The 22,519-nt window shown below is 69.1% G+C and carries 26 protein-coding genes; 13 read left to right on the plus strand and 13 right to left on the minus strand.

The genetic code is table 11. The features are described 5' to 3' along the window. Positions 1-100: 100 nt before the first annotated feature. Complete coding sequence (locus ACSQ2H_RS05320; protein WP_436060413.1) at positions 101-943, minus strand: helix-turn-helix transcriptional regulator; 843 nt, start codon at positions 941-943, stop codon at positions 101-103. Positions 944-1,036: 93 nt separating this feature from the next. Here ACSQ2H_RS05320 and ACSQ2H_RS05325 point away from each other — a divergent pair, with 93 nt between their 5' ends. Then, positions 1,037-1,918, plus strand: a complete 882-nt coding sequence (locus ACSQ2H_RS05325) for an SDR family oxidoreductase (protein WP_436060414.1) — start codon at positions 1,037-1,039, stop codon at positions 1,916-1,918. Positions 1,919-1,986: 68 nt separating this feature from the next. Here ACSQ2H_RS05325 and ACSQ2H_RS05330 read toward each other — a convergent pair whose 3' ends face one another. From ACSQ2H_RS05330 to ACSQ2H_RS05355, 6 genes are all read right to left on the minus strand, one after another. Beyond that, positions 1,987-2,892, minus strand: coding sequence for an SDR family NAD(P)-dependent oxidoreductase (locus ACSQ2H_RS05330; protein WP_436060415.1), 906 nt, complete (start codon positions 2,890-2,892; stop codon positions 1,987-1,989). A 137-nt stretch (positions 2,893-3,029) separates the two neighbouring features. Continuing rightward, a complete protein-coding gene (locus ACSQ2H_RS05335; RefSeq protein WP_436060416.1) occupies positions 3,030-4,520 on the minus strand; it encodes a Ppx/GppA phosphatase family protein in 1,491 nt (496 codons plus the stop codon). A gap of 20 nt (positions 4,521-4,540) precedes the next feature. After that, a complete protein-coding gene (locus tag ACSQ2H_RS05340) occupies positions 4,541-5,305 on the minus strand; it encodes a hypothetical protein (protein ID WP_436060417.1) in 765 nt (254 codons plus the stop codon). 168 nt (positions 5,306-5,473) lie between these two features. Next, entirely contained in the window at positions 5,474-6,439 is a 966-nt protein-coding gene (locus ACSQ2H_RS05345; protein WP_436060418.1) for an HlyD family secretion protein, read from the minus strand. A 6-nt stretch (positions 6,440-6,445) separates the two neighbouring features. Further along, positions 6,446-7,189: an ABC transporter ATP-binding protein gene (locus ACSQ2H_RS05350; RefSeq protein WP_436060419.1), complete on the minus strand. Its 744-nt coding sequence runs from the start codon at positions 7,187-7,189 to the stop codon at positions 6,446-6,448. Then, positions 7,186-8,328, minus strand: coding sequence for an ABC transporter permease (locus tag ACSQ2H_RS05355; RefSeq protein ID WP_436060420.1), 1,143 nt, complete (start codon positions 8,326-8,328; stop codon positions 7,186-7,188). The genes ACSQ2H_RS05350 and ACSQ2H_RS05355 overlap by 4 nt, the downstream gene beginning before the upstream one ends. 149 nt (positions 8,329-8,477) lie before the next feature. Between ACSQ2H_RS05355 and ACSQ2H_RS05360 the strand changes: the two genes are divergently transcribed. Continuing rightward, positions 8,478-10,553, plus strand: a complete 2,076-nt coding sequence (locus ACSQ2H_RS05360; protein WP_436060421.1) for a S46 family peptidase — start codon at positions 8,478-8,480, stop codon at positions 10,551-10,553. Between the two features lie 188 nt (positions 10,554-10,741). Continuing rightward, positions 10,742-11,056 carry a DUF6665 family protein gene (locus ACSQ2H_RS05365; RefSeq protein WP_436060422.1) on the plus strand — a complete coding sequence of 105 codons (315 nt, stop codon included), beginning with the start codon at positions 10,742-10,744 and terminating at the stop codon, positions 11,054-11,056. Here the strand turns inward: ACSQ2H_RS05365 and ACSQ2H_RS05370 are convergent. Together ACSQ2H_RS05370 and ACSQ2H_RS05375 are read right to left on the minus strand one after the other, a co-directional pair. Further along, a complete protein-coding gene (locus ACSQ2H_RS05370) occupies positions 11,053-11,529 on the minus strand; it encodes a MarR family winged helix-turn-helix transcriptional regulator (protein ID WP_436060423.1) in 477 nt (158 codons plus the stop codon). The genes ACSQ2H_RS05365 and ACSQ2H_RS05370 overlap by 4 nt on opposite strands. Then, on the minus strand, positions 11,526-11,945 hold the full coding sequence (locus tag ACSQ2H_RS05375) for an organic hydroperoxide resistance protein (RefSeq protein ID WP_183773369.1): 420 nt from the start codon (positions 11,943-11,945) through the stop codon (positions 11,526-11,528). The genes ACSQ2H_RS05370 and ACSQ2H_RS05375 overlap by 4 nt, the downstream gene beginning before the upstream one ends. A gap of 197 nt (positions 11,946-12,142) precedes the next feature. Between ACSQ2H_RS05375 and ACSQ2H_RS05380 the strand changes: the two genes are divergently transcribed. From ACSQ2H_RS05380 to ACSQ2H_RS05390, 3 genes are read left to right on the plus strand one after another with little or no spacing between them, the layout of a single operon-like run. Next, a complete protein-coding gene (locus ACSQ2H_RS05380; RefSeq protein ID WP_436060424.1) occupies positions 12,143-13,420 on the plus strand; it encodes a NupC/NupG family nucleoside CNT transporter in 1,278 nt (425 codons plus the stop codon). Between the two features lie 31 nt (positions 13,421-13,451). Continuing rightward, complete coding sequence (locus ACSQ2H_RS05385) at positions 13,452-14,069, plus strand: glutathione S-transferase family protein (RefSeq protein ID WP_436060425.1); 618 nt, start codon at positions 13,452-13,454, stop codon at positions 14,067-14,069. Beyond that, positions 14,066-14,527: a molybdopterin-dependent oxidoreductase gene (locus ACSQ2H_RS05390; RefSeq protein WP_436060426.1), complete on the plus strand. Its 462-nt coding sequence runs from the start codon at positions 14,066-14,068 to the stop codon at positions 14,525-14,527. The genes ACSQ2H_RS05385 and ACSQ2H_RS05390 overlap by 4 nt, the downstream gene beginning before the upstream one ends. A 124-nt stretch (positions 14,528-14,651) precedes the next feature. On the opposite strand, the gene ACSQ2H_RS05395 is transcribed toward ACSQ2H_RS05390, so the two are convergent. The 3 genes from ACSQ2H_RS05395 to ACSQ2H_RS05405 are packed head-to-tail and all read right to left on the minus strand — an operon-like array spanning position 14,652 to position 15,807. After that, positions 14,652-15,092, minus strand: a complete 441-nt coding sequence (locus ACSQ2H_RS05395; RefSeq protein ID WP_436060427.1) for a GNAT family N-acetyltransferase — start codon at positions 15,090-15,092, stop codon at positions 14,652-14,654. Positions 15,093-15,096: 4 nt separating this feature from the next. Next, entirely contained in the window at positions 15,097-15,342 is a 246-nt protein-coding gene (locus tag ACSQ2H_RS05400) for a hypothetical protein (protein ID WP_436060428.1), read from the minus strand. 3 nt (positions 15,343-15,345) lie between these two features. Continuing rightward, positions 15,346-15,807: a PaaI family thioesterase gene (locus ACSQ2H_RS05405; protein WP_436060429.1), complete on the minus strand. Its 462-nt coding sequence runs from the start codon at positions 15,805-15,807 to the stop codon at positions 15,346-15,348. Between the two features lie 91 nt (positions 15,808-15,898). Here ACSQ2H_RS05405 and pcaF point away from each other — a divergent pair, with 91 nt between their 5' ends. The 7 genes from pcaF to ACSQ2H_RS05440 are packed head-to-tail and all read left to right on the plus strand — an operon-like array spanning position 15,899 to position 21,870. Then, on the plus strand, positions 15,899-17,107 hold the full coding sequence (gene pcaF, locus ACSQ2H_RS05410; protein ID WP_436060430.1) for a 3-oxoadipyl-CoA thiolase: 1,209 nt from the start codon (positions 15,899-15,901) through the stop codon (positions 17,105-17,107). A 1-nt stretch (position 17,108) separates the two neighbouring features. After that, complete coding sequence (locus ACSQ2H_RS05415) at positions 17,109-17,636, plus strand: hypothetical protein (protein ID WP_436060431.1); 528 nt, start codon at positions 17,109-17,111, stop codon at positions 17,634-17,636. A gap of 13 nt (positions 17,637-17,649) precedes the next feature. Continuing rightward, on the plus strand, positions 17,650-18,798 hold the full coding sequence (locus ACSQ2H_RS05420; RefSeq protein ID WP_436060432.1) for an acyl-CoA dehydrogenase family protein: 1,149 nt from the start codon (positions 17,650-17,652) through the stop codon (positions 18,796-18,798). A 2-nt stretch (positions 18,799-18,800) separates the two neighbouring features. Beyond that, entirely contained in the window at positions 18,801-19,091 is a 291-nt protein-coding gene (locus tag ACSQ2H_RS05425; RefSeq protein WP_436060433.1) for a DUF3253 domain-containing protein, read from the plus strand. Between the two features lie 24 nt (positions 19,092-19,115). Continuing rightward, on the plus strand, positions 19,116-19,700 hold the full coding sequence (locus tag ACSQ2H_RS05430; RefSeq protein ID WP_436060434.1) for a uracil-DNA glycosylase family protein: 585 nt from the start codon (positions 19,116-19,118) through the stop codon (positions 19,698-19,700). After that, positions 19,697-20,734 (plus strand): lysophospholipase, encoded by a 1,038-nt coding sequence (locus ACSQ2H_RS05435; protein ID WP_436060435.1) that lies wholly within the window; start codon positions 19,697-19,699, stop codon positions 20,732-20,734. The genes ACSQ2H_RS05430 and ACSQ2H_RS05435 overlap by 4 nt, the downstream gene beginning before the upstream one ends. A 59-nt stretch (positions 20,735-20,793) precedes the next feature. Beyond that, entirely contained in the window at positions 20,794-21,870 is a 1,077-nt protein-coding gene (locus tag ACSQ2H_RS05440; RefSeq protein WP_436060436.1) for a Glu/Leu/Phe/Val dehydrogenase dimerization domain-containing protein, read from the plus strand. A 136-nt stretch (positions 21,871-22,006) separates the two neighbouring features. Here the strand turns inward: ACSQ2H_RS05440 and ACSQ2H_RS05445 are convergent, their stop codons facing one another. Then, positions 22,007-22,471, minus strand: coding sequence for a carboxymuconolactone decarboxylase family protein (locus ACSQ2H_RS05445; protein ID WP_436060437.1), 465 nt, complete (start codon positions 22,469-22,471; stop codon positions 22,007-22,009). Between the last annotated feature and the right edge of the window lie 48 nt (positions 22,472-22,519).

Genomic DNA, 22,519 nt, shown 5'->3' on the forward strand with positions numbered 1-22,519 from the left:
GCGATCACCTAGGTTGCGGCAAGTGAATTCGTTGAAATGCGGGAGAGAGCGCGACGGTGCGTCGCGCGCGCCGCCCCGCATGCACGCATAGAGGGCGGCGTCAGGCCTTGCGCGCGGTCGTATCGAGCAGCGCGGCGATCTTCCCGGCGTCGGCGGGGCTGACCGGATTGTAGACCAGCATGCTGAGGTCCAGCCGCCCGTCGACAGCGAAGACCGAATGCTCGAAGGCGATGGTCCCCAGCTGCGGGTGGCGCATCCGCTTGACGGCCTCGACGTGGGGCAGGACCTCGTTCTCGCGCCACATGGCGGCGAACTCCGGACTTCGGCGGCAGAGCTCCTCGACCAGCGGGGCGACTTCGTCGGCCGCCCCGGCGCGGGCGGCGTCGACCCGGAAGGCGCTGACCACGAAGCGGGCGATGGCGTCCCAGTCGTAGTGCCGGGAGCGGGCCTGCGGGTCGAGGAACATCAGCCGCAGGGCGTTGCGCTCCTCCGGCGGGGCGGCGTCGTAGTCGGTGAGCAGCACGCTGGCTGCGCGGTTCCAGGCCACCACGTCCCACGTCGCGGTGCGGATCAGGGCCGGGCAGGGCAGCAAGGCGTCGAGCACCCGCTGCAGGCGCGGCGAGGCGCCTTCGCTCGGCCGGTAGCGGGCCTCGGGCGGTCGGCCGAGGCCGAGCAGGAACAGATGCTCGCGTTCGGCCTCGGTCAGAAGCAGGGCGCGGGAGATGCGGTCGAGCACGTCGGCCGAAGGCGCGCCGCCGCGGCCCTGTTCGAGCCAGGTGTACCAGGTCGGGCTGATATTGGCGCGCTGGGCGACCTCCTCGCGGCGCAGGCCGGGCGTGCGCCGCCGGCCGGTCGCAAAGCCCAGCGCCGTGGGATCAAGCTTGCCGCGGCGGTCCTTGAGGTAGGTCCCGAGCCGGTTGTCGTCCGCGAAGGCCAGGCTCATGCTGTTACCCATTATACCCTGATAAAGGCACTACTTTACCAGGATGAGGAGGCGCGCGCACCCTGTGGATCGAGATAGCCAAGGAGATCGGGCATGCGCGTATTCGTGACAGGGGCGACGGGGTTCGTCGGGGCGGCGGTGACCGCTGAACTGATCGGCGCCGGCCATCAGGTGCTGGGGTTGACCCGTTCGGAAGCCGGCGCCGAGGCGCTGGCCGCGCTGGGCGCGCAAGCGCACCCTGGATCGCTGGAGGACCTGGCCAGCCTGAAGGCGGGCGCGGCTCAGGCGGACGGCGTGATCCACCTGGCGTTCAATCACGACTTTTCGACCTACCAGGCCAATTGCGAGGACGACCGACGGGTCGTGGCGGCCTTGGCCGGGGTCCTGGCCGGATCCGATCGACCGTTGCTGGTGACCTCGGGCACGGGGATGAGCACCGCCGGGCCAGGCAAGACGGCGCGCGAAGACGATCCGCCGGCGAGTTCGGCGCTGCTGCCGCGGGCGGCGTCGGAGGAAGCGGCGCAAGCGGCGGCGGCCAAGGGCGTCAACGTCGGCGTGGTGCGGCTGCCGCAGGTGCACGACACCGAGAAGCACGGGCTGATCACCTACGCCATCGAGCTGGCGCGGGCGAAGGGCGTCTCGGCCTATGTCGGCGAGGGCGCTAATCGCTGGACCGCCGCGCACGTGAGCGACACCGCGCGGCTCTACCGGCTGGCGCTGGAGCGCGGCGAGCGCGGCGCCCGCTACCATGCCATCGCCGAGGAAGGGATTGCGATGCGGGCGATCGCCGAGGCGGTCGGGCGGCGCGTCGGGGTTCCGGCCCGCTCGATCGCAGCCGAGGAGGCGCCTGCGCACTTCGGCTGGATGGCGATGTTCGCCACGCACGACGTGCCGGCCTCCAGCGCCCTGACCCGGGAGAAGCTGGGCTGGACGCCGACGGGACCGGGGCTGATCGCCGACATCGAGGCGGCCTGAAACGAAAACGGGCGGCCGCCCCGTGAGGAGCGACCGCCCGCGTATTCGAGTGCCTCAGATGAGGAGGCTTAGCCGCCTTGCAGCTTGCGGAAGAACTTGCCGCTCTGCTCGCCGCCGGTGACGTAGGCTTGCTGGCCGGCCGGGTCGGCGATCTTGGCCCAGTTGTCGCGGACTTCTTCGACCGAGAGGCCGCCCTCGCCGAGGTAGACGCCCTCGGTTTCGTAGATGCGCGACAGGGCGAAGGCGCCGGCGCCGGCGGTCAGGATCGCGCCGTTCGGGGCTTCTTCCGAGGCCAGGTAGACGACGCCCGGGGTCACGTATTCCGGCTTCAGACGCTCCAGCACCTCGGCCGGCATCAGGTTCTCGGTCATGCGGGTGGCGGCGACCGGGCTGATGGCGTTGATGTGGATGTTGTTCTTCTGGCCTTCGAGCTTGATGGTGTTCATGAAGCCGATGATGCCGAGCTTGGCCGCGCCGTAGTTCGACTGGCCGAAGTTGCCGTACATGCCCGACGACGAGGTCGTCACGACGATGCGGCCGTAGTTCTGCTCCTTCATGATCTCCCAGACCGCCTTCACAGGCTTCACGGTGCCCATGAGGTGGACGTTCACGACCAGCTCGAAGTCCGAGATGTCCATCTTGGAGAAGGACTTGTCGCGCAGGATGCCGGCGTTGGCGATCAGGATGTCGATGCGGCCCCAGGTGTCCATCGCCTGCTTGATCATCAGGGCGACGCCGGCGTCGTCGGTGACCGACGAGCCGTTGGAGATGGCTTCGCCGCCGGCGGCCTTGATCTCGGCGACCACGGCGTCGGCCGCGGCCGAGGAGCCGCCCGAGCCGTCGACCGAACCGCCCAGGTCGTTGACGACGACCTTGGCGCCGCGACGGGCCAGTTCCAGGGCGTGCTGACGGCCCAGGCCGCCGCCCGCGCCGGTGACGATCGCGACTTTGCCGTCGAAGCGGATGTCCGCCATGAGAAGTCTCCCATCAAACAGGGGTTTGAATTTTCGCCGCGGTTTGTGCGGTGCGGGAGAGGGGACGTCAAGCGTTCCTCCCCGTCGTCCAGGTCACGGGCGAGCGTGCGGGGCGCGGCCCGAAGGCCAGGTGGCCGCTAGGCGCCGAAGCGGTCGACGACGACGCCATGCCGGAGACCCCGGTCGCTGACGGTCAGCGCGCCGGCGCCGAGCTTGTCCATGACCGTCCTGACGATGCAGGCCCCGGCCAGGATGACCTCGGCGCGATTGGGCTGGAGGCCGACGATCGCCCGTCGCGCCGCCGCGTCGCAGGACCGGTAGAGCTCGATCTGGCGATCGATCTCGGCCCGATCCAGGACGGCGCCCTGCACGACGTCGGGGGCGTAGGTGCTCAGTGCGAACTTGACCGCCGCCAGGTTGGTGACCGCCCCGCCCATGGCGACCAGGAGGTCGGGCGGCGTGCGTCCGTCGAGGCGCGACAGGTCCGCCGAAATCGCCGCCAGCGCCGCGGTCAACGCCTCGGGGTCGACGGCGCCGCCCAGGCCGAAGCGCTCGGTGTAGCGGGCCGCGCCGACATTGACGCTGAACCGTTCGCGCACCTGGCCGCCCTGGCCGAAGGTGAACTGACTGCTGCCGCCGCCGGTGTCGAAGACGACGAGGGACCCGGCGGCTGCAGTCAGGCCCGCCTCGACGGCGCGGTAGGCCAGCCGGCTCTCCTCCTCGCCGGAGATCACCTCGATCTCGACGCCGGTTCGCGCCCGGACCAGATCGATGACCGCCGCGCTGTTGCGGGCCAGCCGCATGCCGGCGGTGCCGACGGCGAGGATGGCGTCGGCGCCGCGGCGGCCGGCCTCCTCCACCATCGCGCAGATGGCGTCGACGGTCCGGGCGGCGGCGGCTGGCGAAATCTCGCCGCTCGCCTCGAGGCCTTCACCGAGACGCGTCAGCTCGGCCCGATCCACAATCGACCGCCAGCCGGAGCCGTCTCGCTCGGCGAGATGCAGCTTCACCGAATTCGTCCCGACGTCGATCACGGCGCAGCGTTCGGGCGCCTCGCCAAGCAGCCGCTGCAGGCCGCGTGGGTAGTTGGTGTTCCGGTAGCCGCCCAGGCCAGCGGACGTGACGGCGCGGACGACCGCAGCCGGATCCTCGTCCTCGATGGCGATCGTGCGGCATCGCTTTCCCGCGGCGAGGACGTCGGACATCTCGGCCATGCACCCGTCGACGGTGAAGCGGACGCGATGCTTGTGAACCTGCACCGGGTGGAGCACCCCCGCGGGCGCGACCAGGTCATCGATGACCTGGTCGAGGGTGTAGGCCTCGCGGCGGAGGTCCGGCGTCGGGAGCCCGAGCGCCCTATAGACGTCGGCCGCCACCGCGGCCGGCAGAGGGAAGGGTTGCTTGAGCACCGGCTCCCAGCGCTCGAGCCCGAAGGCGTCCACCTCGCGCAGCACCTTCACGTCGAACAGCGCGTCGCGGACCTTCACGATCGCGCCGGAGCCGCCGACGAAGTAGATCTCGTCGCTGTCCTGCACGCCGGTCTGCGGCGACGCGGCGAAGCGCTCTCCCAGGCTTCCGAAGCCGGCGGCGAATGCGCGCCACTCCCATCGAGGAACGATCGGCGGCATAGGAGCCTCCCGCGCCGGAACTAGGCCGAGGCGCCCTTGAGCGTCTTGGCGAAGTATTCCAGCGCTGTGCGGGTCTTGGTTTCCTGCGCGCCCTGCGGGTCGAGGCCGAGCTTGGCGAGGTGAGCTTCGAACGCCGTCCGGGCCGTCGCGGCATCCTCAGGCGAGGTCTTGATGGAGACCTCGACCAGGTCGTCGCCGTCGGGGAGCCGCCACTCCTCGACCGTCAGCCGGTACGGAAAGCCCTTGTGTTCCAGCTTCCAGCGCAGAACGCGGATCGGACCCATGACGCTCAGTTTCGAGAAGTCGATGGGGTGACTGGAGAACTCGGTCAGGAAGCGCTCCTGGTCCTGGGAGAAGAGCTTGTCGATCGGCCGCTTGCCTTCGGCGACCTCGTCGATTTCGTCGCGCTTCTGGAGACAGGTCAGCGAGGCCGAGCGGACCACCCGCTCGCCGACGCAGTCGGCCTCCAGCTTGAAGCCTTCCAGGATCTTCCAGGCCTCCGAGATGTTCGCCTGTTCGACCGGCCGGAACTTGACGGTGGAGTCGTCGGCGTCGCCCTTCACGAGGCGCGAGCGGACCGCGATCCCCGCATTCAGCAGGTCCAGATCCGGGGTGTCATAGAAGTAGATCACCCGGATTTCGGCGGTGTCCTCATTGACCTGCATCTCGCGCTCGGCGCGAAGCTCCTGGTCCGGACGGATCGTGACCTTGATTTCGACGGCGTCCATGCCGACGAAGATGTCGGCGTCGCCTGGCGGGGGCGAGGAGGCGGCTGTCGTGCCCATTGACCAACTCCTTGTCGGCCGGGGGCGGCGTCGCCTTAGGGGTGCTGCGGCGCATCCCGGCGGAGTCACGGAAAGCCAAAGAGCCGGCCGCGCCTATCGGGTGCATCCCTCAAATTTCTGGCCGTGGTTCCCTCCGTCCTGGCGGCCGATGAGGTCAGGCGTCGCCGGTCAGCGGGCCGCCAGGGCGGCCGCGCCGTCGCGCATGAACTTCACCAGCACGCGCTGGCCGATCAGGAAGGGGGCGCTGTCGGCGCTGACCACCACCTCGACGACGCGGTCGTCGGCGCGCTCGCTGGGATCGTCCGACTGCAGCTTGCGGGCGCCGAACACCGCAGCGCGGCGCAGGACCTTGCCATTGTAGACCTTGGTCGGCTCGGACTCCGGGGCGATCTGGACGGTCTGGCCGATGGCGACGTGGGGCAGGGCGCTCTCGGCGATCTCGGCGCGGACGATGCGCGGGGCCTCGGGCTCCAGGTCGAACATGTTGGAGACGTTGAGCGTCGAGGCGCCGGCGCCCGGATTGGCGTAGCGGCGGGCGATGCGTCCGTCGGTCGGGGCGCGGATGATGGTCAGTTCGAGATTGTAGCGGGCTTCTTCCAGAGCGGCCTGGGCGGTGGCGATGGCCGCGCGCTGGGCCTGGATGTTGGCCTGGGCCTCGCGGATCTTGTCGATGGCCTGGTCGACCTTCTGGGCGGCGACGAAGTTGGTCGAGACCAGGCCCTGCAGGCGCTTGTGCTCGCGCTCGGCGCTGGAAAGCTGGACCTGGTATTGGGCCATCTGGGCCTTGGCCTGCTCGACCGCGGCGGCGGCGCGGGCGGCCGAGAGCTTGGGCTCGTCGTCTTCCTGGCGCGCGAGGATCTGGCCCTTCACGACCTTGTCGCCTTCCTGGACATAGACCTCGCGCACGATGCCGGCCCGGCGGGCGGCGACCTGGATCATGCCGCCCTCGACGTCGGCCTTGCCGTTGGCGACGGCGACGAACGGGCTCTTGGGCGCGGCGGCCGCGGCGGCCTTGGCCTCGGCTTCCTTCTTGGCCTTGGCCTGACCCGACGCCATGAAGGCGCCGCCGCCCAGAACGACGAGGGCGGCGACGACCGCGATCTTGATGCGGTTGGATTTCACGAAGGCGAGCATGGTCTCTTAGGCTCCAACGAGCTCGGTGTGGGGGACGGGAGGCTGGGCGTCGCGCGTTCGGCGATCGTCCAGAATGCGTCCGTCCTCGATGTGGATGATGCGGTCGGCATAGGCCTCGAGCCGCGGGTCGTGGGTCACGCAGATGACCGCCGCGCCGTGCTCCTTGGCCGCGCGCTGCAGCAGCTTGATGACGATCTGGCCGTTCTCGCCGTCGAGGGCGCTGGTCGGCTCGTCGGCGAACAGCAAGCGCGGATCCTTGGCCAGGGCGCGGGCGATGGCGACGCGCTGCTTCTCGCCGCCGGACAGCTCGGACGGGCGCTGGTCGAGGCGATGGCCCAGGCCGACCTCGGTCAGGGCCAGGGCGGCGCGGTCCTTGGCTTCCGACGGCGAGTAGCCCTTGTACTTCAGGATCGTCGTCACCTGCTGCAGGGCGCTGAGCGCGCCGAACAGGTTGAAGCCCTGGAAGATGAAGCCGCAGTGGTCGAGGCGGAACTTGTCGATCTTGCCGGGGCGCTGGCTCCAGAGGTCCTCGCCGAGCGCGACGACCTGGCCTTCGTCCGGCCGCAGCAGGCCCGAGAGGCTGGCGATCAGGGTCGACTTGCCCGAGCCGGACGGGCCCATGACCATGGTCATCTCGCCGTGGCGGCAGTCGAAGTCGACGGACTTGAGCACCTCGATGTGGGTGCGGCCGGTCTTGAAGCGCTTGGTGAGGCCCGTGCCCTGCAGGGCGATGGCGGTCTTGGAGGTCATCGCAGCAGGTCCGCAGGTTGGCTCTTCTTGAGGATGCCGAGGGCCATCAGCCCGGAGGCCAGCGAGATCGCCATCAGCAGCACGCCGACCGCCACGACCCAGCCCATCGGAAAGCCCATCGGCAGGCCGCCGCTGCGCGCCAGCATCGAGACGAGGAAGGTGAAGAGGGCGGTGGCGCCGAGGCCCACGACCCCGACCCAGAACGACAGCTCCAGCACGATCAGCCGCAGCGAGCCCATCGAGACGCCGAGCGCGCGCAGGGAGGCGAACTCCTTGATGTTGGCGAGGATGGCGCCGCGCAGGGTCTGGGACGTGATGCCGACCCCGATCAGGAAGCCGAGGAACACCGAGAAGCCGAGGAAGATGCCGATGATCTGCTCCTTCATCAGCGCGCTCTCGTTGGCCTTGGCGAGCTCGGCGCGGGTCCAGGCGCGATAGGCGCCCTTGGCGTCGGCGTTGAGCTGGTCGCGGACCGCCGCGGCCTGGGCGGGATTGTTGACGCGGACCATCAGCGGGCCGGTCTTCTCGCCCTTCTCCATCATGCCGAGCCGGCGAAGCGTGTCGCGCGAGACGACGATCGAGGGCTGGTTGATGTCGGGATAATTGTCGAGCAGGGCGCGGACGCGGACCGTCTTGCCGTTGACCGTGGCGGTGTCACCGAGCTTGACGCCAAGACGGCCCAGGCCCGAGCGGTCGATGGCGACGGCGTTCGGCTCCATCAGCGCGATGCGCACGCTTTCCGGGTAGTCGACCGGCAGGGTCAGGGCGCCCGCTTCGGTGTCGACCATGTTCACCTGCACGAAGGTGGTGACCTGCTTCTGGCCGTCCTTGGGCTGGTTGGTCCAGCGGCCGCCGCCGCCGTCGAAGCTGGCGACCTCTGCAACGTTGGGGTTGAGGTAGAGCTGCGGACCGATGCGCCGCGGCAGGCTGGAAGGGCCTGAGTTGATGAGGCTTTCCGACTTGGCAGGCATGATCATCAGATCGGCGCGCGAGCGGTTGATCGTCGCCGTGGCAGCCTGGATCATGCCGGTGAACATGCCGACCTGGGCCAGGATCAGCAGGCCCGAAAAGGCGAGCGCGATCACCGCCGCCAGATAGCGGCGCCACTCGTAGATCAGGGTCGCTAGAGCCAATGACATGGGGCCCTCCTCGCGCCCAGCATGTGCGGCCGACCGGGGTTCTCGCCTAGTTAAATCGAGGTAAGGCGCGGCCCAGGCCGCTGGTCCCGCCGAAATGCAGGTGTTACAGAGTTACATCTTTGCGGCGCTCAGCGCCTTTCAAGTTGGTGATGATGAATTCAGTGAAGTTCGGCGCGGGCCTCGGACTGGCCGCCGCGTTCTCGATTGCCGCCGCGCCGGCGCTGGCCGACGAAGGCATGTGGACCTACGACAACTTTCCCCTCGCCAAGGTCAACGAAGCCTATGGGCTGAAGCTGGACCAGAAGTGGCTGGACCGGATGCAGGGCGCCTCGGTGCGCCTGACCACCGGCTGCTCGGCCTCGCTGGTCTCGGGCTCGGGCCTGGTGCTGACCAACCACCATTGCGTGGTCGAGTGCGTCCAGGACCTGTCGTCGGGCGACAAGGACTTTGTGCAGGACGGCTTCCTGACCAATGGGCGCGAGGACGAGAAGAAGTGCCCGGGGATGCAGGCCGAGATCCTGACCTCGATCACCGACGTCACCAAGGACATCCAGGCGGCCGGCGCCGGCAAGACCGGCCAGGACTATGTCCGGGCCCGCGAGGCGGCGATGGCGGCCATCGAAAAGGCCGGCTGCGGCGATGATCCGAGCCTCCGCTGCCAGGTCATCACCCTGTACCGGGGCGGCCAGTTCAAGCTCTACAAGTACCGCAAGTACGCCGACGTGCGGCTGGTCTTCGCGCCCGAGTTCGCGACGGCGTTCTTCGGCGGCGACCCGGACAACTTCAACTTCCCGCGCTTCAATCTCGATGTCGGCTTCATCCGGCTGTACGAGAACGGCAAGCCGGCGGTGACCCCGACCCACCTGACCTGGACCGCCCGCGCGCCGCAGGAAGGCGAGGCCACGTTCGTGTCGGGCAATCCTGGCTCGACCAACCGCCTGCTGACCGTCTCGCAGCTGGAGACGCTGCGCGACCTGACCATCCCGGTCGGCCAGCTGCAGCGCTCGGAGATCCGCGGCCGCCTGGCGCAGTTCGGGGAGGAGAGCGCCGAGCACAAGCGCATCGCCACCGACCCGCTGTTCGGCGTCGAGAACAGCTTCAAGGTGTTCTACGGCCAGCAATCGGCGCTGAACGACAAGGCGTTCATGGACGCCAAGCGCGCCCAGGAGGCCGAGCTGAAGGCCAAGGTCGCGGCGGATCCGAAGCTGGCCGCCGAGATCGGCGATCCGTGGAGCGACATCGCCAAGGCGCAGGCCGCCTACGCCAACAACTACCTGCGCTATCGCCAGATCGAGGGCGGCGCGGGCTACTCGAACCTCTACTACTACGCCCAGGCGCTGGTCAGGGCCGCCGAGGAGCGCGAGAAGCCGAGCGCCGAGCGCCTGGCCGAGTACGCCGACACCCGCCTGCCGCTGGTCGAGAAGAAGCTGCTGGACGCCAAGCCGGTCGATGCGGAGCTGGAGGAGGTCTACCTGGCCTTCTGGCTGTCGAAGACCCGCGAGTACCTGACCACCGATGATCCGGCAGTGAAGACCCTGCTGGGCAAGGAAAGCCCCGAGGGCCTGGCCAAGCGGGCGGTCGCCGGCTCCAAGCTGGCTGATCCGGCGGCGCGCAAGGCGCTGTGGGACGGCGGCTTGGCGGCGATCAAGGCCTCGGACGATCCGATGATCCAGCTGGTGCTGCGCAACGATCCGGCCGCCCGCGCCGTGCGCAAGGCCTGGGAGACCGACGTCCAGGGCCCGACCGACGCGGCCGCCGAGCGCGTCGCCCGCGCCAAGTTCGCGGCCTATGGCGACGCGGTGTATCCGGACGCGACCTTCAGCCTGCGGCTGTCCTACGGCAAGGTCGCCGGCTGGAGCTATCGCGGCGTGACCGTGCCCTCGATGACCAAGTTCGCCGGCCTCTACGACCGCGCGACCGGAGCTGAGCCCTACAAGCTGGCCCCGCGCTGGGTCGAGGCCCAATCCAAGGTCAACCCGAACACGGTCTACAACTTCGTCACCACCAACGACATCATCGGCGGCAATTCCGGCTCGCCGGTGGTCAATGCCAAGGGCGAGGTGCTGGGCGCGGCCTTCGACGGCAACATCCACTCGCTGGGCGGCGCCTTCGGCTATGACGGCTCGATCAACCGCACGGTGGTGGTCGCCACCTCGGCGGCGACCGAGGCGCTGACCAAGGTCTACGGGCGGACGGCGCTGGTGAAGGAGCTGACCGGGAAGTAGGGGCGGCGAAGTTAGTTGCTCCCCCGCTGGGGGAGCTGTCAGCCGAATGGCTGACTGAGGGGGACTTTGTCTCAAGCTGCTTGAGAGCAGTCCCCCTCCGTCTCCATGCTGCGCATGGATCCACCTCCCCCAAGAGGGGAGGATCCGACAGCGCTTGCCGTGCGCGCCTGGCCCCTCATATTGGCGGGATGTCCAGTCTCCGCATGCCGCAGGGATCGACGTCGCCGCTGTTCAAGACCGGCGCGAGCATCCTCGACTACGAGATCCAGGAAGAGCGCGGCTATGCGCTCGGTCGCGCCGGGGAGCGGGTCGAGCGGGCGCTCGCGGCGCTCAAGGCGTTCGACGGTCCAGACGAGGAGCGCGCGCCGCTGCTGAAGGAGGCGGCGACCGCGGTCTGGTACTACTTCATCCAGCGCGAGGCGTGCGGGATCCGCAATCAGAAGCCGGCCATCGAGCACTACGGCATTCCGCGCGAAGTGCTGATGCGGCTGGGGGCGCGCTAGGCCTTCATCCGCCTGGCCAGGTCCTGCAGCGTGGCCCGCAGGTCGACGATCTCGTCCAACGGCAGATGCAGCTGGCAGGCGAGGGCGGCTGGAACTTCCGCCGCTTTCTCGCGCAGGGCGCGGCCGGCGTCGGTCAGGTCGATCTGCACCTTGCGCTCGTCCTGGGCGTCGCGGCGGCGGGTGACGAAGCCGGCCGCCTCCAGCCGCTTGAGCAGCGGGGTGAGGGTGCCGGAGTCGAGATCCAGCGCTTGGCCCAGCGCCTTGACGGTGCGCGGTGCAGTTTCCCACAGCGCCATCATCACCAGGTACTGCGGATAGGTGAGGCCCAGCGGTTCGAGCAGCGGGCGATAGGCCCGCGTGACCAGCCCGCTGGCGGCGTAGAGCGCAAAGCAGAGCTGGTTGTCGAGGCGCAGCAGATCGCCGGCCGCGGGTGCGGCCGGCGTCGTCGGCGAAGATTTGGTCTTGGCGGTCATTCAGCTCGCACAGATATCGCAACATCGACGTTGCCGCGAATGGCGTTGGAATAAGGGCAGACCTGGTGGGCGGCGGCGACCAGCGCTTCGGCCGCGGCCTGGTCCAGGCCTTGGGTCTCGGCGTCGAGCGCCACGCCCAGCTTGAAGCCGCCTTCGGCGCGCGGGTGCAGTTCGACGGTGGCGGTGACCGCCGCGCCCTTCAGCGGGATCTTCTGTTGGCCGGCGATGTAGCGGACCGCGTTCTCGAAGCAGGCGGCGTAGCCGGCGGCGAACAGCTGCTCGGGATTGGTCCCGCCGCCCTTGCCGCCCATCTCGCGGGGGAGCGCCAGGTCGAGGCTGAGCAGGCCATCCTGGGATTCGACGTGGCCGGCGCGGCCGCCGACGGCGCGGGCCTGGGTGGCGTAGAGAGCGGTCATCTGATTATCTCCAATTCAATTGTGCACAATTAAATATGACGCTATCCGACCTCGTCAAGGGGCGACGTGCAGACGCGACGCTGCGTGCGCTTGCATGACCCTGCCCTGCCGTAGTCAATAGCGCGAGATTTCCTGCGCGAGTCCGCGCGGACCTGAGGAAGATTGGACGCCGCGAGAGCGGCGTCCGGGGGCCATGCATGTTTCGTCCTGAGAACGCCCAGAGCCTGGCCGGCCTGGGCTTTGTGATCGCCGTCTGCTGGGCGCTCTCGGAAAACAAGAAGGCCTTTCCCTGGCGGTTGGCGCTGGGCTCGATCGCCGTGCAGATAGGTCTGATCCTGCTGCTGTTCGGGCTGCCGGGCGCGCAGACGGTGATCGAGACGATCAACCGCGGGGTCGATGGGCTGGCTGCGGCCACCGCGACCGGCACCCAGTTCGTGTTCGGCTACATGGGCGGCGGCGCGCAGCCCTACGAGGTGACGAACTCCGGCGCGCTGTTCGTCTTCGCCTTCCAGGTGCTGCCGCTGATCCTGGTGATCTCGGCGCTGTCGGCGCTGCTGTGGCACTGGGGCATCCTGAAGTGGATCACCCGCGGCTTCGGACTGCTGTTCCAGAAGACCATGGGCCTGGGCGGCGCTTCGGCCCTGGCGGTGGCGGTGAACATCTTCCTGGGCATGATCGAGAGCCCGATCGTCATCCGCGCCTATCTCGACAAGCTGACCCGCTCGGAGCTGTTCCTGATGATGGTGGTCGGCCTGGCGACGGTGGCCGGCTCGACCATGGTCGCCTATGCGACCATCCTGAAGATGGTGCTGCCCAACGCCGCCGCGCACGTGCTGGTCGCCTCGATCATCTCGGCCCCGGCCGGCATCCTGCTGGCCAAGATCATGATCCCGGAAAAGCCCGGCCAGGGCGGGCTCTACGCCGACTACTCCTCGCTGCTGAAGTACGACAGCTCGATCGACGCGATCAGCAAGGGCACCATGGACGGCCTGACCGTGGTGCTGAACATCTCGGCGATCCTGATCGTGTTCGTGGCCTTCGTGGCGATCGGCAATGCGCTGCTGTCGGTGCTGCCGATGGTCGGCGGCGAGCCGATCACCATCGAGCGGGTCCTGGGTCTGGTTTTCTCGCCTCTGGCCTGGGCCATGGGCGTGCACTGGGACGAGGCGCTGAAGGCCGGCTACCTGCTGGGCGTGAAGCTGATGCTGACCGAGTTCATCGCCTTCATCCAGCTGGGCGCGATCCCGTCCGGAGAGATGACCGAGCGCACGCGGATGATCCTGACCTATGCGCTGTGCGGCTTCGCTAACGTGGGGTCAGTCGGGATAACCGTGACCGGCATGGGCGTCTTGATGCCCGAGCGGCGTAACGAGATCATCGGCATGGTCTGGAAGGCGCTGATCGCCGGCTTCCTGGCCACCTGCATGACCGGGGCGCTGGTCGGCGCCATGCCGCGGGAACTGTTCGGACAATAGGGCGGCCGCCAGAGCCGCGGGAGGATCAGGGATGAAGCTCTACGACACGGCGATGGCTCCCAACCCGCGGCGGGTGCGCTGGTTCATGGCCGAGAAGGGCATTGGCGACATCGAGATCGTCCAGCTCAACCTGATCCAGGGCCAGCACAAGCAAGCCGACTACCTGGCCAAGGCCGGGCTGCCGAACGTGCCGGCGCTGGAGCTGGACGACGGCACGACGATCACCGAGTCGCTGGCCATCTGCCGCTACCTGGAAGCCCGCTATCCGGAGCCGAACCTGTTCGGGCGCACGCCGGAAGAAGCCGCGGTGGTGGAGATGTGGACCCGGCGCGCCGAGATGCTGGTCGCCAACCCGTTCATGCTGGGCGTGCGCCACACCCATCCGGCCCTGGCGGCGCTCGAGGCGCCCAACCCGCCGGTCGGCGAGTACAACAAGGAGATCGGCCTGAAGGGGCTGAAGGTGCTCGATCGCCGGCTGGGCGAGAGCGAGTGGCTGGCCGGCGAGCGCCTGACCATCGCCGATATCATCGCCTTCATCGGCATCGACTTCACGCGGATGATCAAGTTGCCGATCCCCGAAGAGCTCACCAACCTGCACCGCTGGGCCGATGTCATGCGCAGCCGCCCGGCGGCGAAGGCGGCGATGTGAGGACGCTGGCTTTCACGCTCGCCCTGGTCTTCGCGCCGGTCGCCGCCAGCGCCGCCGAGCTGACCATCCAGCCGCCCGGCGGCGCGGCCAAGGTGCTGACGCAGGCCGACCTCGCCAGCCTGCCGCGCGAGAGCGTGAAGCTGGGCGCCAAGACCTATGAGGGGCCGATCCTGGCCTATGTGCTGCGCGCCGGCGGCATGCCGGTCGGGGCCAAGCTGCACGGCGATCCGCTGCGCGCCTATGCGGTGGTCAGCGGCAAGGACGGTTTCCGGGCGGTCTATTCGCTGGCCGAGCTCGACCGCGACTATCACGCCGGCACGGTGATCCTGGCCGACACGGTCGACGGAGCGCCGCTGGACGACAAGGCTGCGCCCTGGCGGCTGGTGCTGTCCGAAGACAAGAAGGCGTGGCGCAGCGTCTACGGCGTCACGAAGATCGAGGCGACGATCGTTCCCTAGTTACTTCGTCCGCTCGTCCCGGCGAAAGCCGGGATCCAAGCTGAGGTTCGGCCATGGCTGGCCCAGGCTCGTGGGGCTGGGAGTCCGCTTGGGTCCCGGCTTTCGCCGGGATGAGCGGAGTAGACTAGCCGACCCAGCGCGCGCGGGTGACGGAGAGGTACTCGGTCGCCGGATCGTCGCCGTGGCGGGTGAAGCCCTCGCGGACGTAGATGTGGCGGGCGCGGTGGTTCTCGGGCCGCACGTGCAGCTTCACGGCCTGCGCCGGCGTGTTGGCGAAGATCCAATCGACGGCGGCGCGGAAGAGGGCGCTGCCGGTCCCCCGACCGGTGTCGTCGACCGCGATGCGGCGCAGCAACACCGTCGGCGCCGTGAACGCCTGGACGATTACGAAGCCGGCGAGACCGGCGCCCTGGCGGTAGCCGAGGTAGCGGGCGTCGGGGGAAGCCAACTCGGCGGCGTGCTCGTCCGCGCTGAACTGGCCGATAAAGGCGTCGTAGCCGGGCAGCCGCTCGATCCGCATGACCTCGGCGATGTCGGCCGGCGTCAGCGGAACGAGCTGGCCCACCGCGCTAGTCCTTCAGGGCCCGCAGGATCGAGCGGATCCCGAAGGCGCTGAGCACGCCGGTCATGATGCAGATGACGATCTCCATCGAGAGATCGACCACCTGGTTCGGCGAGGTCGCGCCGCGGCTCCCGCTCATCGCCGCGAACATGATCAGGTCCATGACGAAGAACAGGAAGATCGGTCCGGCGATCAGGACCATGAGCGCCGAGGGCGCGATCTTCTTGGCGATGGCGGCGTCGAGCTTCTTCATGGGTCAGGTCCGCGGCTTGGTCTTCTTGATGATCGCCGAGAAGCTCATCACCGGCTCGCCGCCGGTGGTGATCAGGCCGCGGACGAACACCATGCTGCGGGCGGCCTTGACCACCTCGCCGCGGCACTCGACCAGCGCGCCGACCGGCACCGCGCCGACGAAGTCGCCGTTGAACTGGGCGGTCACGCTGCGGCTGTCCTGCAGGTCGTCGCGGGCGATCACGAACAGGCAGTAGTCGGCGAAGGTCATGATCGCGCCGCCGTGCATGAAGCCGCCGCCGTTCATGTGGTGCTTCTCGGCGCGCATGGCGCAGACCCGTTGGCCGGTCTCGTCGACCCGGTAGTAGAACGGCCCGGCGTGATCCTCGAACGGGTCGTTGCCGTACAGCACCCAGCCGGCCCACTCGCCGTCCTTCACGACCTGGTGCTTCCAGCCGCCGATCTCGAGTTCTTCGCCGCCGTCCATTCCCGTCCCCTGACCCCTATGAAGGGTTTGCCCGCCGCGGTCCCAGTCACTAGTTTGCGGCCCGAAGCGAACTAGGCGGCGGGGACAAGTGATGCAAGGCCGGACTGTCTTTCTCTGCGGGGGCCTGCGCTCCCCGATCGGCCGCTACGCCGGCGCGCTGTCGAAGGTGCGGGCCGACGATCTGGCCGCCCATCCGCTGAAGGCGCTGATGGCCGCCTATCCGAAACTGGACTGGGCGCGGGTCGACGAGGTCGTCTACGGCTGCGTCAACCAGGCCGGCGAGGACAACCGCAACGTCGCGCGCATGGCGCTGTTGCTGGCCGGGATGCCGGAGAGCGTGCCGGGCCTGACCGTGAACCGGCTCTGCGCTTCGGGCCTGGACGCCGTGATCGCCGGGGCGCGGGCCATCGCCTCGGGCGACGCCGACCTGATCGTCGCCGGCGGGGTCGAGAGCATGAGCCGCTCGCCGTTCGTCATGGCCAAGCCGGACGCGGCGTTTTCGCGCAGCCCCGAGATCTACGACACCACCATCGGCTGGCGGTTCGTGAACCCGGCGATGAAGAAGGCCTATGGCGTCGACGCCATGCCCGAGACCGCCGAGAACGTGGCGACCGACTACCAGATCAACCGCGAGGACCAAGACGCCTTCGCCCAGCGCAGCCAGGCCCGGGTCGGCGCGGCGCGCGCGGCCGGCTTCTTCGACGGCGAGATCGCGCCGCTGACCATCAAGGACCGCAAGGGCGACGTGGTGGTGGCGCAGGACGAGCATCCGCGCCCGGACACCAGCCTGGAGGCGCTGCAGGCGCTGAAGCCGATCGTCCGCGAGGGCGGCACGGTGACGGCGGGCAACGCCTCGGGCGTCAACGACGGGGCCGCGGCGCTGCTGCTGGCCAGCGCCGAGATGGTCGAGAAGCTGGGCCTGGAGCCGCTGGCCCGGATCCAGGGCGGGGCGTCCGGCGGCGTCGCGCCGCGGGTGATGGGCGTCGGCCCGATCCCGGCGGTCGAGAAGCTGACCGCGCGTCTGGGGATCAAGGTCGGCGACTTCGACGTCGTCGAGCTGAACGAAGCCTTCGCGGCCCAGGCCCTGGCCTGCACCCGCGCCTGGGGCCTGGCCGACGACGCTGCTCACGTGAACGCCCACGGCGGCGCGATCGCCATTGGCCACCCGCTCGGCGCCTCCGGCGCGCGGATCGCGCTGACCGCCGCCCGCACCTTGAAGCTCAACGGCGGCGAGCGCGCCCTGGCGACGATGTGCGTCGGGGTCGGGCAGGGCTCGGCCCTGGCGCTGGCGCGCGCCTGAGATGCGGCGCCTGGCCATCGCGGCGCTCGGCGTCTGGCTGGCGGCCGGGACCGCCCAGGCCCAGCTGCCGACCATCCCGGTCGAAGCGCTGAAGGCGGCGGGGCTGGATCCGCACACCAAGGTCGAGAACGGCCTGGTGCAGGTGCTGACCGGCCAGCGGGCGGTCGTCCGCCTCGATGAGGCCGGCCAGCCGGCGCTGGACGACGTCGAGGCCGGCCGCGTCGGCATGGCGAGCGCCGACGGCAAGGAAACCTACAATGGCGCGGGGGCCGGCAAGCTGGCCTTCGCGCTGGACGCCTCGGTCGAGAAGCGCCAGTCGATCCTGAAGATCTGGAACGGCCTGACCCGTCCTCTGGCCTATGAGGCCGAGATCACCGCCCTGCGCGGCGGCAAGCTGATGAAGCGGATGAGCACGATCTGCACGGTCCCGGCCGGCGCCGTGGGCTATGAGGTCTGGCCTGATCCGGTTATCAGCGTCACCCTCTCCAAGTTCGCCGAGACCCCGGCGGACCAGCACGTCTGCCAATAGCCGAGACTTCTCCATGGCCCTCGACCTCGAAACCCGTGAACAGCTGATCGACACGGTCCGCCGGTTCGTCACCGAACGGCTGCGGCCGCTGGAGGCCAAGGTCTCCGAGGACGACGCCATCCCGGCCGAAGTCATCGACGAGATGAAAGGGCTGGGCTTGTTCGGCCTGTCGATCCCCGAGGAGTTCGGCGGCCTCGACCTCTCCATGGAGGACGAGTGCCTGGTCGGCGTGGAACTCGGTCGCACCAGCCCGGCCTTCCGCTCGGCCTTCGGCACCAATGTCGGCATCGGCAGCCAGGGGCTGGTGATGTTCGGCACCGAGGCCCAGAAGGCCAAGTACCTGCCGGGCATCGCCTCGGGCGAGATCATCACCTCGTTCGCCCTGACCGAGCCGGAAGCCGGCTCCGACAGCGCCAACGTCCAGACCACCGCCATCCGGGACGGCGACGTCTATGTGCTGAACGGCACCAAGCGCTTCATCACCAACGCCAACAAGGCCGACCTGTTCACGGTCATGGCCCGCAGCGACCCCGGCAAGGCCGGCGGCGGCGGGGTCAGCGCCTTCCTGGTCGAGCGCAACCTGCCGGGCCTGTCGGTCGGCAAGCCCGAGAAGAAGATGGGCCAGCAGGGCGCGCACATCTGCGACGTGATCTTCGACAACGTCCGGGTGCCGGTGGAGAACCGCCTGGGCAATGAGGGCGAAGGCTTCAAGGTCGCGATGCAGGTGCTGGACCGCGGGCGGCTGCACATCTCGGCGGTCTGCATCGGGGTGGCCGAGCGGCTGCTGGCCGACTGCGTGGCCTATGCGACCGAGCGCAAGCAATTCGGGCAAGCGATCTCGAACTTCCAGCTGGTCCAGGGGATGATCGCCGACTCCAAGACCGAGGCGCTGGTCGCCAAGGCCATGACCATGGAGACCGCCCGCAAGCGCGACGCCGGCCAGAGCGTGACCATGGAAGCGGCGGCGGCCAAATACTTCGCCTCGGAGATGGTCGGCCGCGTCGCCGACCGCGCGGTGCAGATCTTCGGCGGCGCCGGCTATGTCGCCGACCACGGCATCGAGCGGTTCTATCGCGACGTGCGCATCTTCCGGATCTACGAGGGCACCAGCCAGATCCAGCAGGTGGTCATCGCCCGCGAAACCCTGAAGCGGGGCGGTTGATCATGAGCGTCGACATGGAAGCGGTGATCTTCGACGTGCTGGGCAAGCTCGCGCCCGGCAAGTCGGCCTCGTCGGAAGAGGTGGCGCGCGCCGCCGACAACGAGAACTGGCGCCGCCTGACCGGCCACGTGCGCAACACCGCGCGCGGCCTGGCCCGTCAGGGCAAGATCGTCATCACCCGCCACGGCAAGCCGGCCGACCCCGAGAAGTTCAAGGGCGTCTATCGCCTGCGCCTGCCGCTGGAGGGCGAAGTGGTCGCAGCTCCGCCGGCCGACGGCGACGTGGACGAGTAAGGCGCCGGGGCCCATATCGGGCCCATGAGCCTTTCGGCCGTTCTCGACGACATCGCCGCTTGCCGGGCCTGCGCCGGCGACCTGCCGCATGCGCCGCGGCCGGTGGTGTTCGTGCGGCCGGAAGTCCGGCTGCTGATCGCCGGCCAGGCTCCGGGCCGACGCGTGCACGAGAGCGGCCTGCCGTTCACCGACCCGTCCGGCGACCGGCTGCGCCAGTGGATGGGGATCGACGCGGCGACCTTCTACGGCCGGCCTGAGATCGGCGTCGCGGCGATGGCGTTCTGCTTTCCAGGCACCAATCCGAAGGGCGGCGACTTTCCGCCGCCGCGCCGCTGCGCGCAGCTCTGGCGGCCGCAACTGCTGGCCGAATTGCCGAAGGTGGAACTGACCTTGCTGGTCGGCGGCTACGCCCAGGACTGGGCGCTGGGGCCGGGCGCCAGGACCAACATGACCGAGACGGTTCGGGCCTGGCGCGACTATGCGCCGAGTTATCTGCCGATGCCGCACCCATCCTGGCGTAACACCGGCTGGCTGAAACGGAACCCCTGGTTCGAGGCGGAGGTGGCGCCCTATCTTCGCCAAAGGGTTTTGGAGATCCTGGGTTCGTGAAACGCCTCGCCGCTGTCCTCGCCGCCATGATGCTGAGCGCCTGCACCCCCTTGATGGTGCAGCAGGCCGGCGCGCCGCCCATGGGTTTCCAAGGGCCGCGGCTGGAGCGGGACGTCTTCGTCTCGTTCGACGGCGCGCGGCTGGGCCTGACCCGCTGGGAGGCGCAAGGGCCGCCGCAGGCGGTGGTCGTCGCCCTGCACGGCATGAACGACTACGCCAACGCCTTCCACCTGGCCGCGCCGTACTGGGCGGAGCATGGCGTCACCACCTACGCCTTCGACCAGCGCGGGTTCGGGCGCTCGCCCAATCGCGGCATCTGGGGCGGCGACGAACTGATGATCGACGACCTGCGGACCATGGTCTCGGTGGTGCGGATGCGCCATCCGGGCGTGCCGCTGATCGTCGCAGGCGAGAGCATGGGCGGGGCCGTGGCGATCGAGGCCTTTGCTTCTGACGTACCGCCCGACGCTGACCGGCTGATCCTCATGGCGCCGGCGGTCTGGGGCTGGTCGAACCAGCCGCTGCCCTACAAGACCATGCTGTGGCTGGCTTCGCGCTTCACCGCCGCCAAGGTCTACGAGCCGCCGCGCTGGCTGACCACCCGCGTAAAGCCCACCGACAATCACGAGGAACTGGTGGCCATGGGCCGCGATCCGCTGATGGTCTGGGGCGCGCGCTCGGACACCCTCTATGGCCTGGTGGCGATGATGGAGCGGGCCTGGGCTGGGACCGGGCAGATCAAGGTTCCGACGCTGTACATCTATGGCGCCAATGACGAGATCATCCCAGAGACGCCGTCGTTCCAGGCCGCCAAGAAGCTGAAGCCGACCGACCGTTCGGCCTATTACGCCAAGGGCTGGCACCTGATGACCCGCGATCACCAGGGTCCGGTGGTGTGGGCCGACCTGCTGTCGTTCATCAAGACGCCGCAGGCCCCGCTGCCGTCCGGCGCGCCCACTATTCCGGGCTCGCCGACCCAGCCGAATGCGCCGATCCACGCTGAGGCGGCGGCGCGGCTTAGAGCGGGCTTGTGATGCGCCGGGGAGGGGCGTAAGGCGGGCAAGCTCTTCCAGTCAGAGGCTTTGATTGCAGCATGACCTTGTTCGATTCCCCCGCGTTCGAGGGTCACGAAGGCGTACATTCGTTCTTCGATGAAATAACCGGCCTTAAGGCGATCGTCGCGGTGCACTCCACCGCGCGCGGGCCTGCGGCGGGCGGCTGCCGGATGTGGCCCTACGCCAGCGCCGAGGCGGCGCTCGACGACGCGCTGCGGCTGTCGCGGGCGATGTCCTACAAGAACGCCATGGCCGACCTGGAGCTGGGCGGCGGCAAGTCGGTGATCATCGGCGACAGCCGCACCATGAAGACCCCGGCGCTGTTCGAAGCCTTCGGCCGCGCGATCGAGGCGCTGAACGGCGTCTATTGGACGGCCGAGGACGTCGGCGTCTCGCCGGTCGATCTGGGCTATGCGCGCAAGGAAACCCGCTATGTCGCCGGGCTGGAGGGCCACCCGGCCGCCTCGGGCGATCCGAGCCCGGTCACCGCCGAGGGTGTGTTTCGCGGCGTGCGGCTGGCGGTGCGCCGCGGCCTGAACCGTGAGCTGGACGGCGTCACCGTCGCCATCCAGGGTGTCGGCCATGTCGGCGCCTACCTGGCCGAGAAGCTGCACGCGGCCGGCGCCAAGCTGATTATCACCGACGTCAACGAAGAGGCGCTGTCGCAGGTGGCGGCGCGGACCGGGGCGACCATCGTCGCGCCGGGCGCGATCTTCGACGCCGAGGCGGACGTCTTTGCGCCGTGCGCGCTGGGCGGGGCGATCAACGACAGCACCCTGCCGCGGCTGAAGGCCAAGATCATCGCCGGCGGCGCCAACAACCAGCTGGCCAGCGCCGAGATCGGCCGCGAGGTGTTCGCGCGCGGCATCCTCTACACGCCCGACTACGTGATCAACGGCGGCGGCATCATCAACGTCGCCGGTGAGATCCGCGCCCTGGAGCGCGGCGAGGCGTTCGACCAGGCTTGGGTCGCGGCCAAGCTCGACCGCCTGACGCTGACGCTGGAAGAGGTGCTCGACCGCGCCGCGTCCGAGGGGCGGCCGAGCCACGAGGTCGCCAACGAGATGGCGAAGGCGCGCATCGCCCAGGCCGCCGCCGGCAAGCTGGCGGCTTAGAACGATCCTCCCCCCCTTGGGGGAGGTGGATTGGCGCGCAGCGCCGAGACGGAGGGGGACCGCTCTCAAGCTGTCAAAGTCCCCCTCAGTCAGCCGTTCGGCTGACAGCTCCCCCAGAGGGGGAGCATCTTGTGAGTTAGGCCGCCTTCTCGGCGACCCACTTGCGCGGGTGCTGGCTGCGGAAGCCGACGGCCAGACGGTTCCAGACGTTGATCGCGCCGATCAGCATGGTCAGCTTTACGGCTTCGGCCTCGTCGAAGTGCTCGCGCATGGCCGCGTAGTCCGCGTCCGACGCGCGGGTCTGGGCGATCAGCGTCAGGGAGTCGGTCCAGGTCAGGGCCGCCTTCTCGCGCGGCGTGAACAGCGAGCTCTCCCACCAGGCCGCCAGCAGGTACAGGCGCTCCTCGCTCTCGCCGTGGGCGCGGGCGTCGCGGGTGTGCATGTGAATGCAGAAGGCGCAGCCGTTGATCTGGGAGGCGCGGGTCTTCACGAGCTCGATCAGGCTGTGTTCGAGGCCGGACGACACGACGGCCGTTTCGAGCGCGGTCATGGCCGCGAATATCTCGGGCGCGTGGGGGTAGGGATTGAGGCGAGCAGACATGGGGAGGTCCTGTGCTTGGGGTTCAAACACAGGACGCGCGAGCGCCGC

Source organism: Phenylobacterium sp. LjRoot97, from assembly GCF_964254345.1.
Classification (GTDB): Bacteria; Pseudomonadota; Alphaproteobacteria; order Caulobacterales; family Caulobacteraceae; genus Phenylobacterium.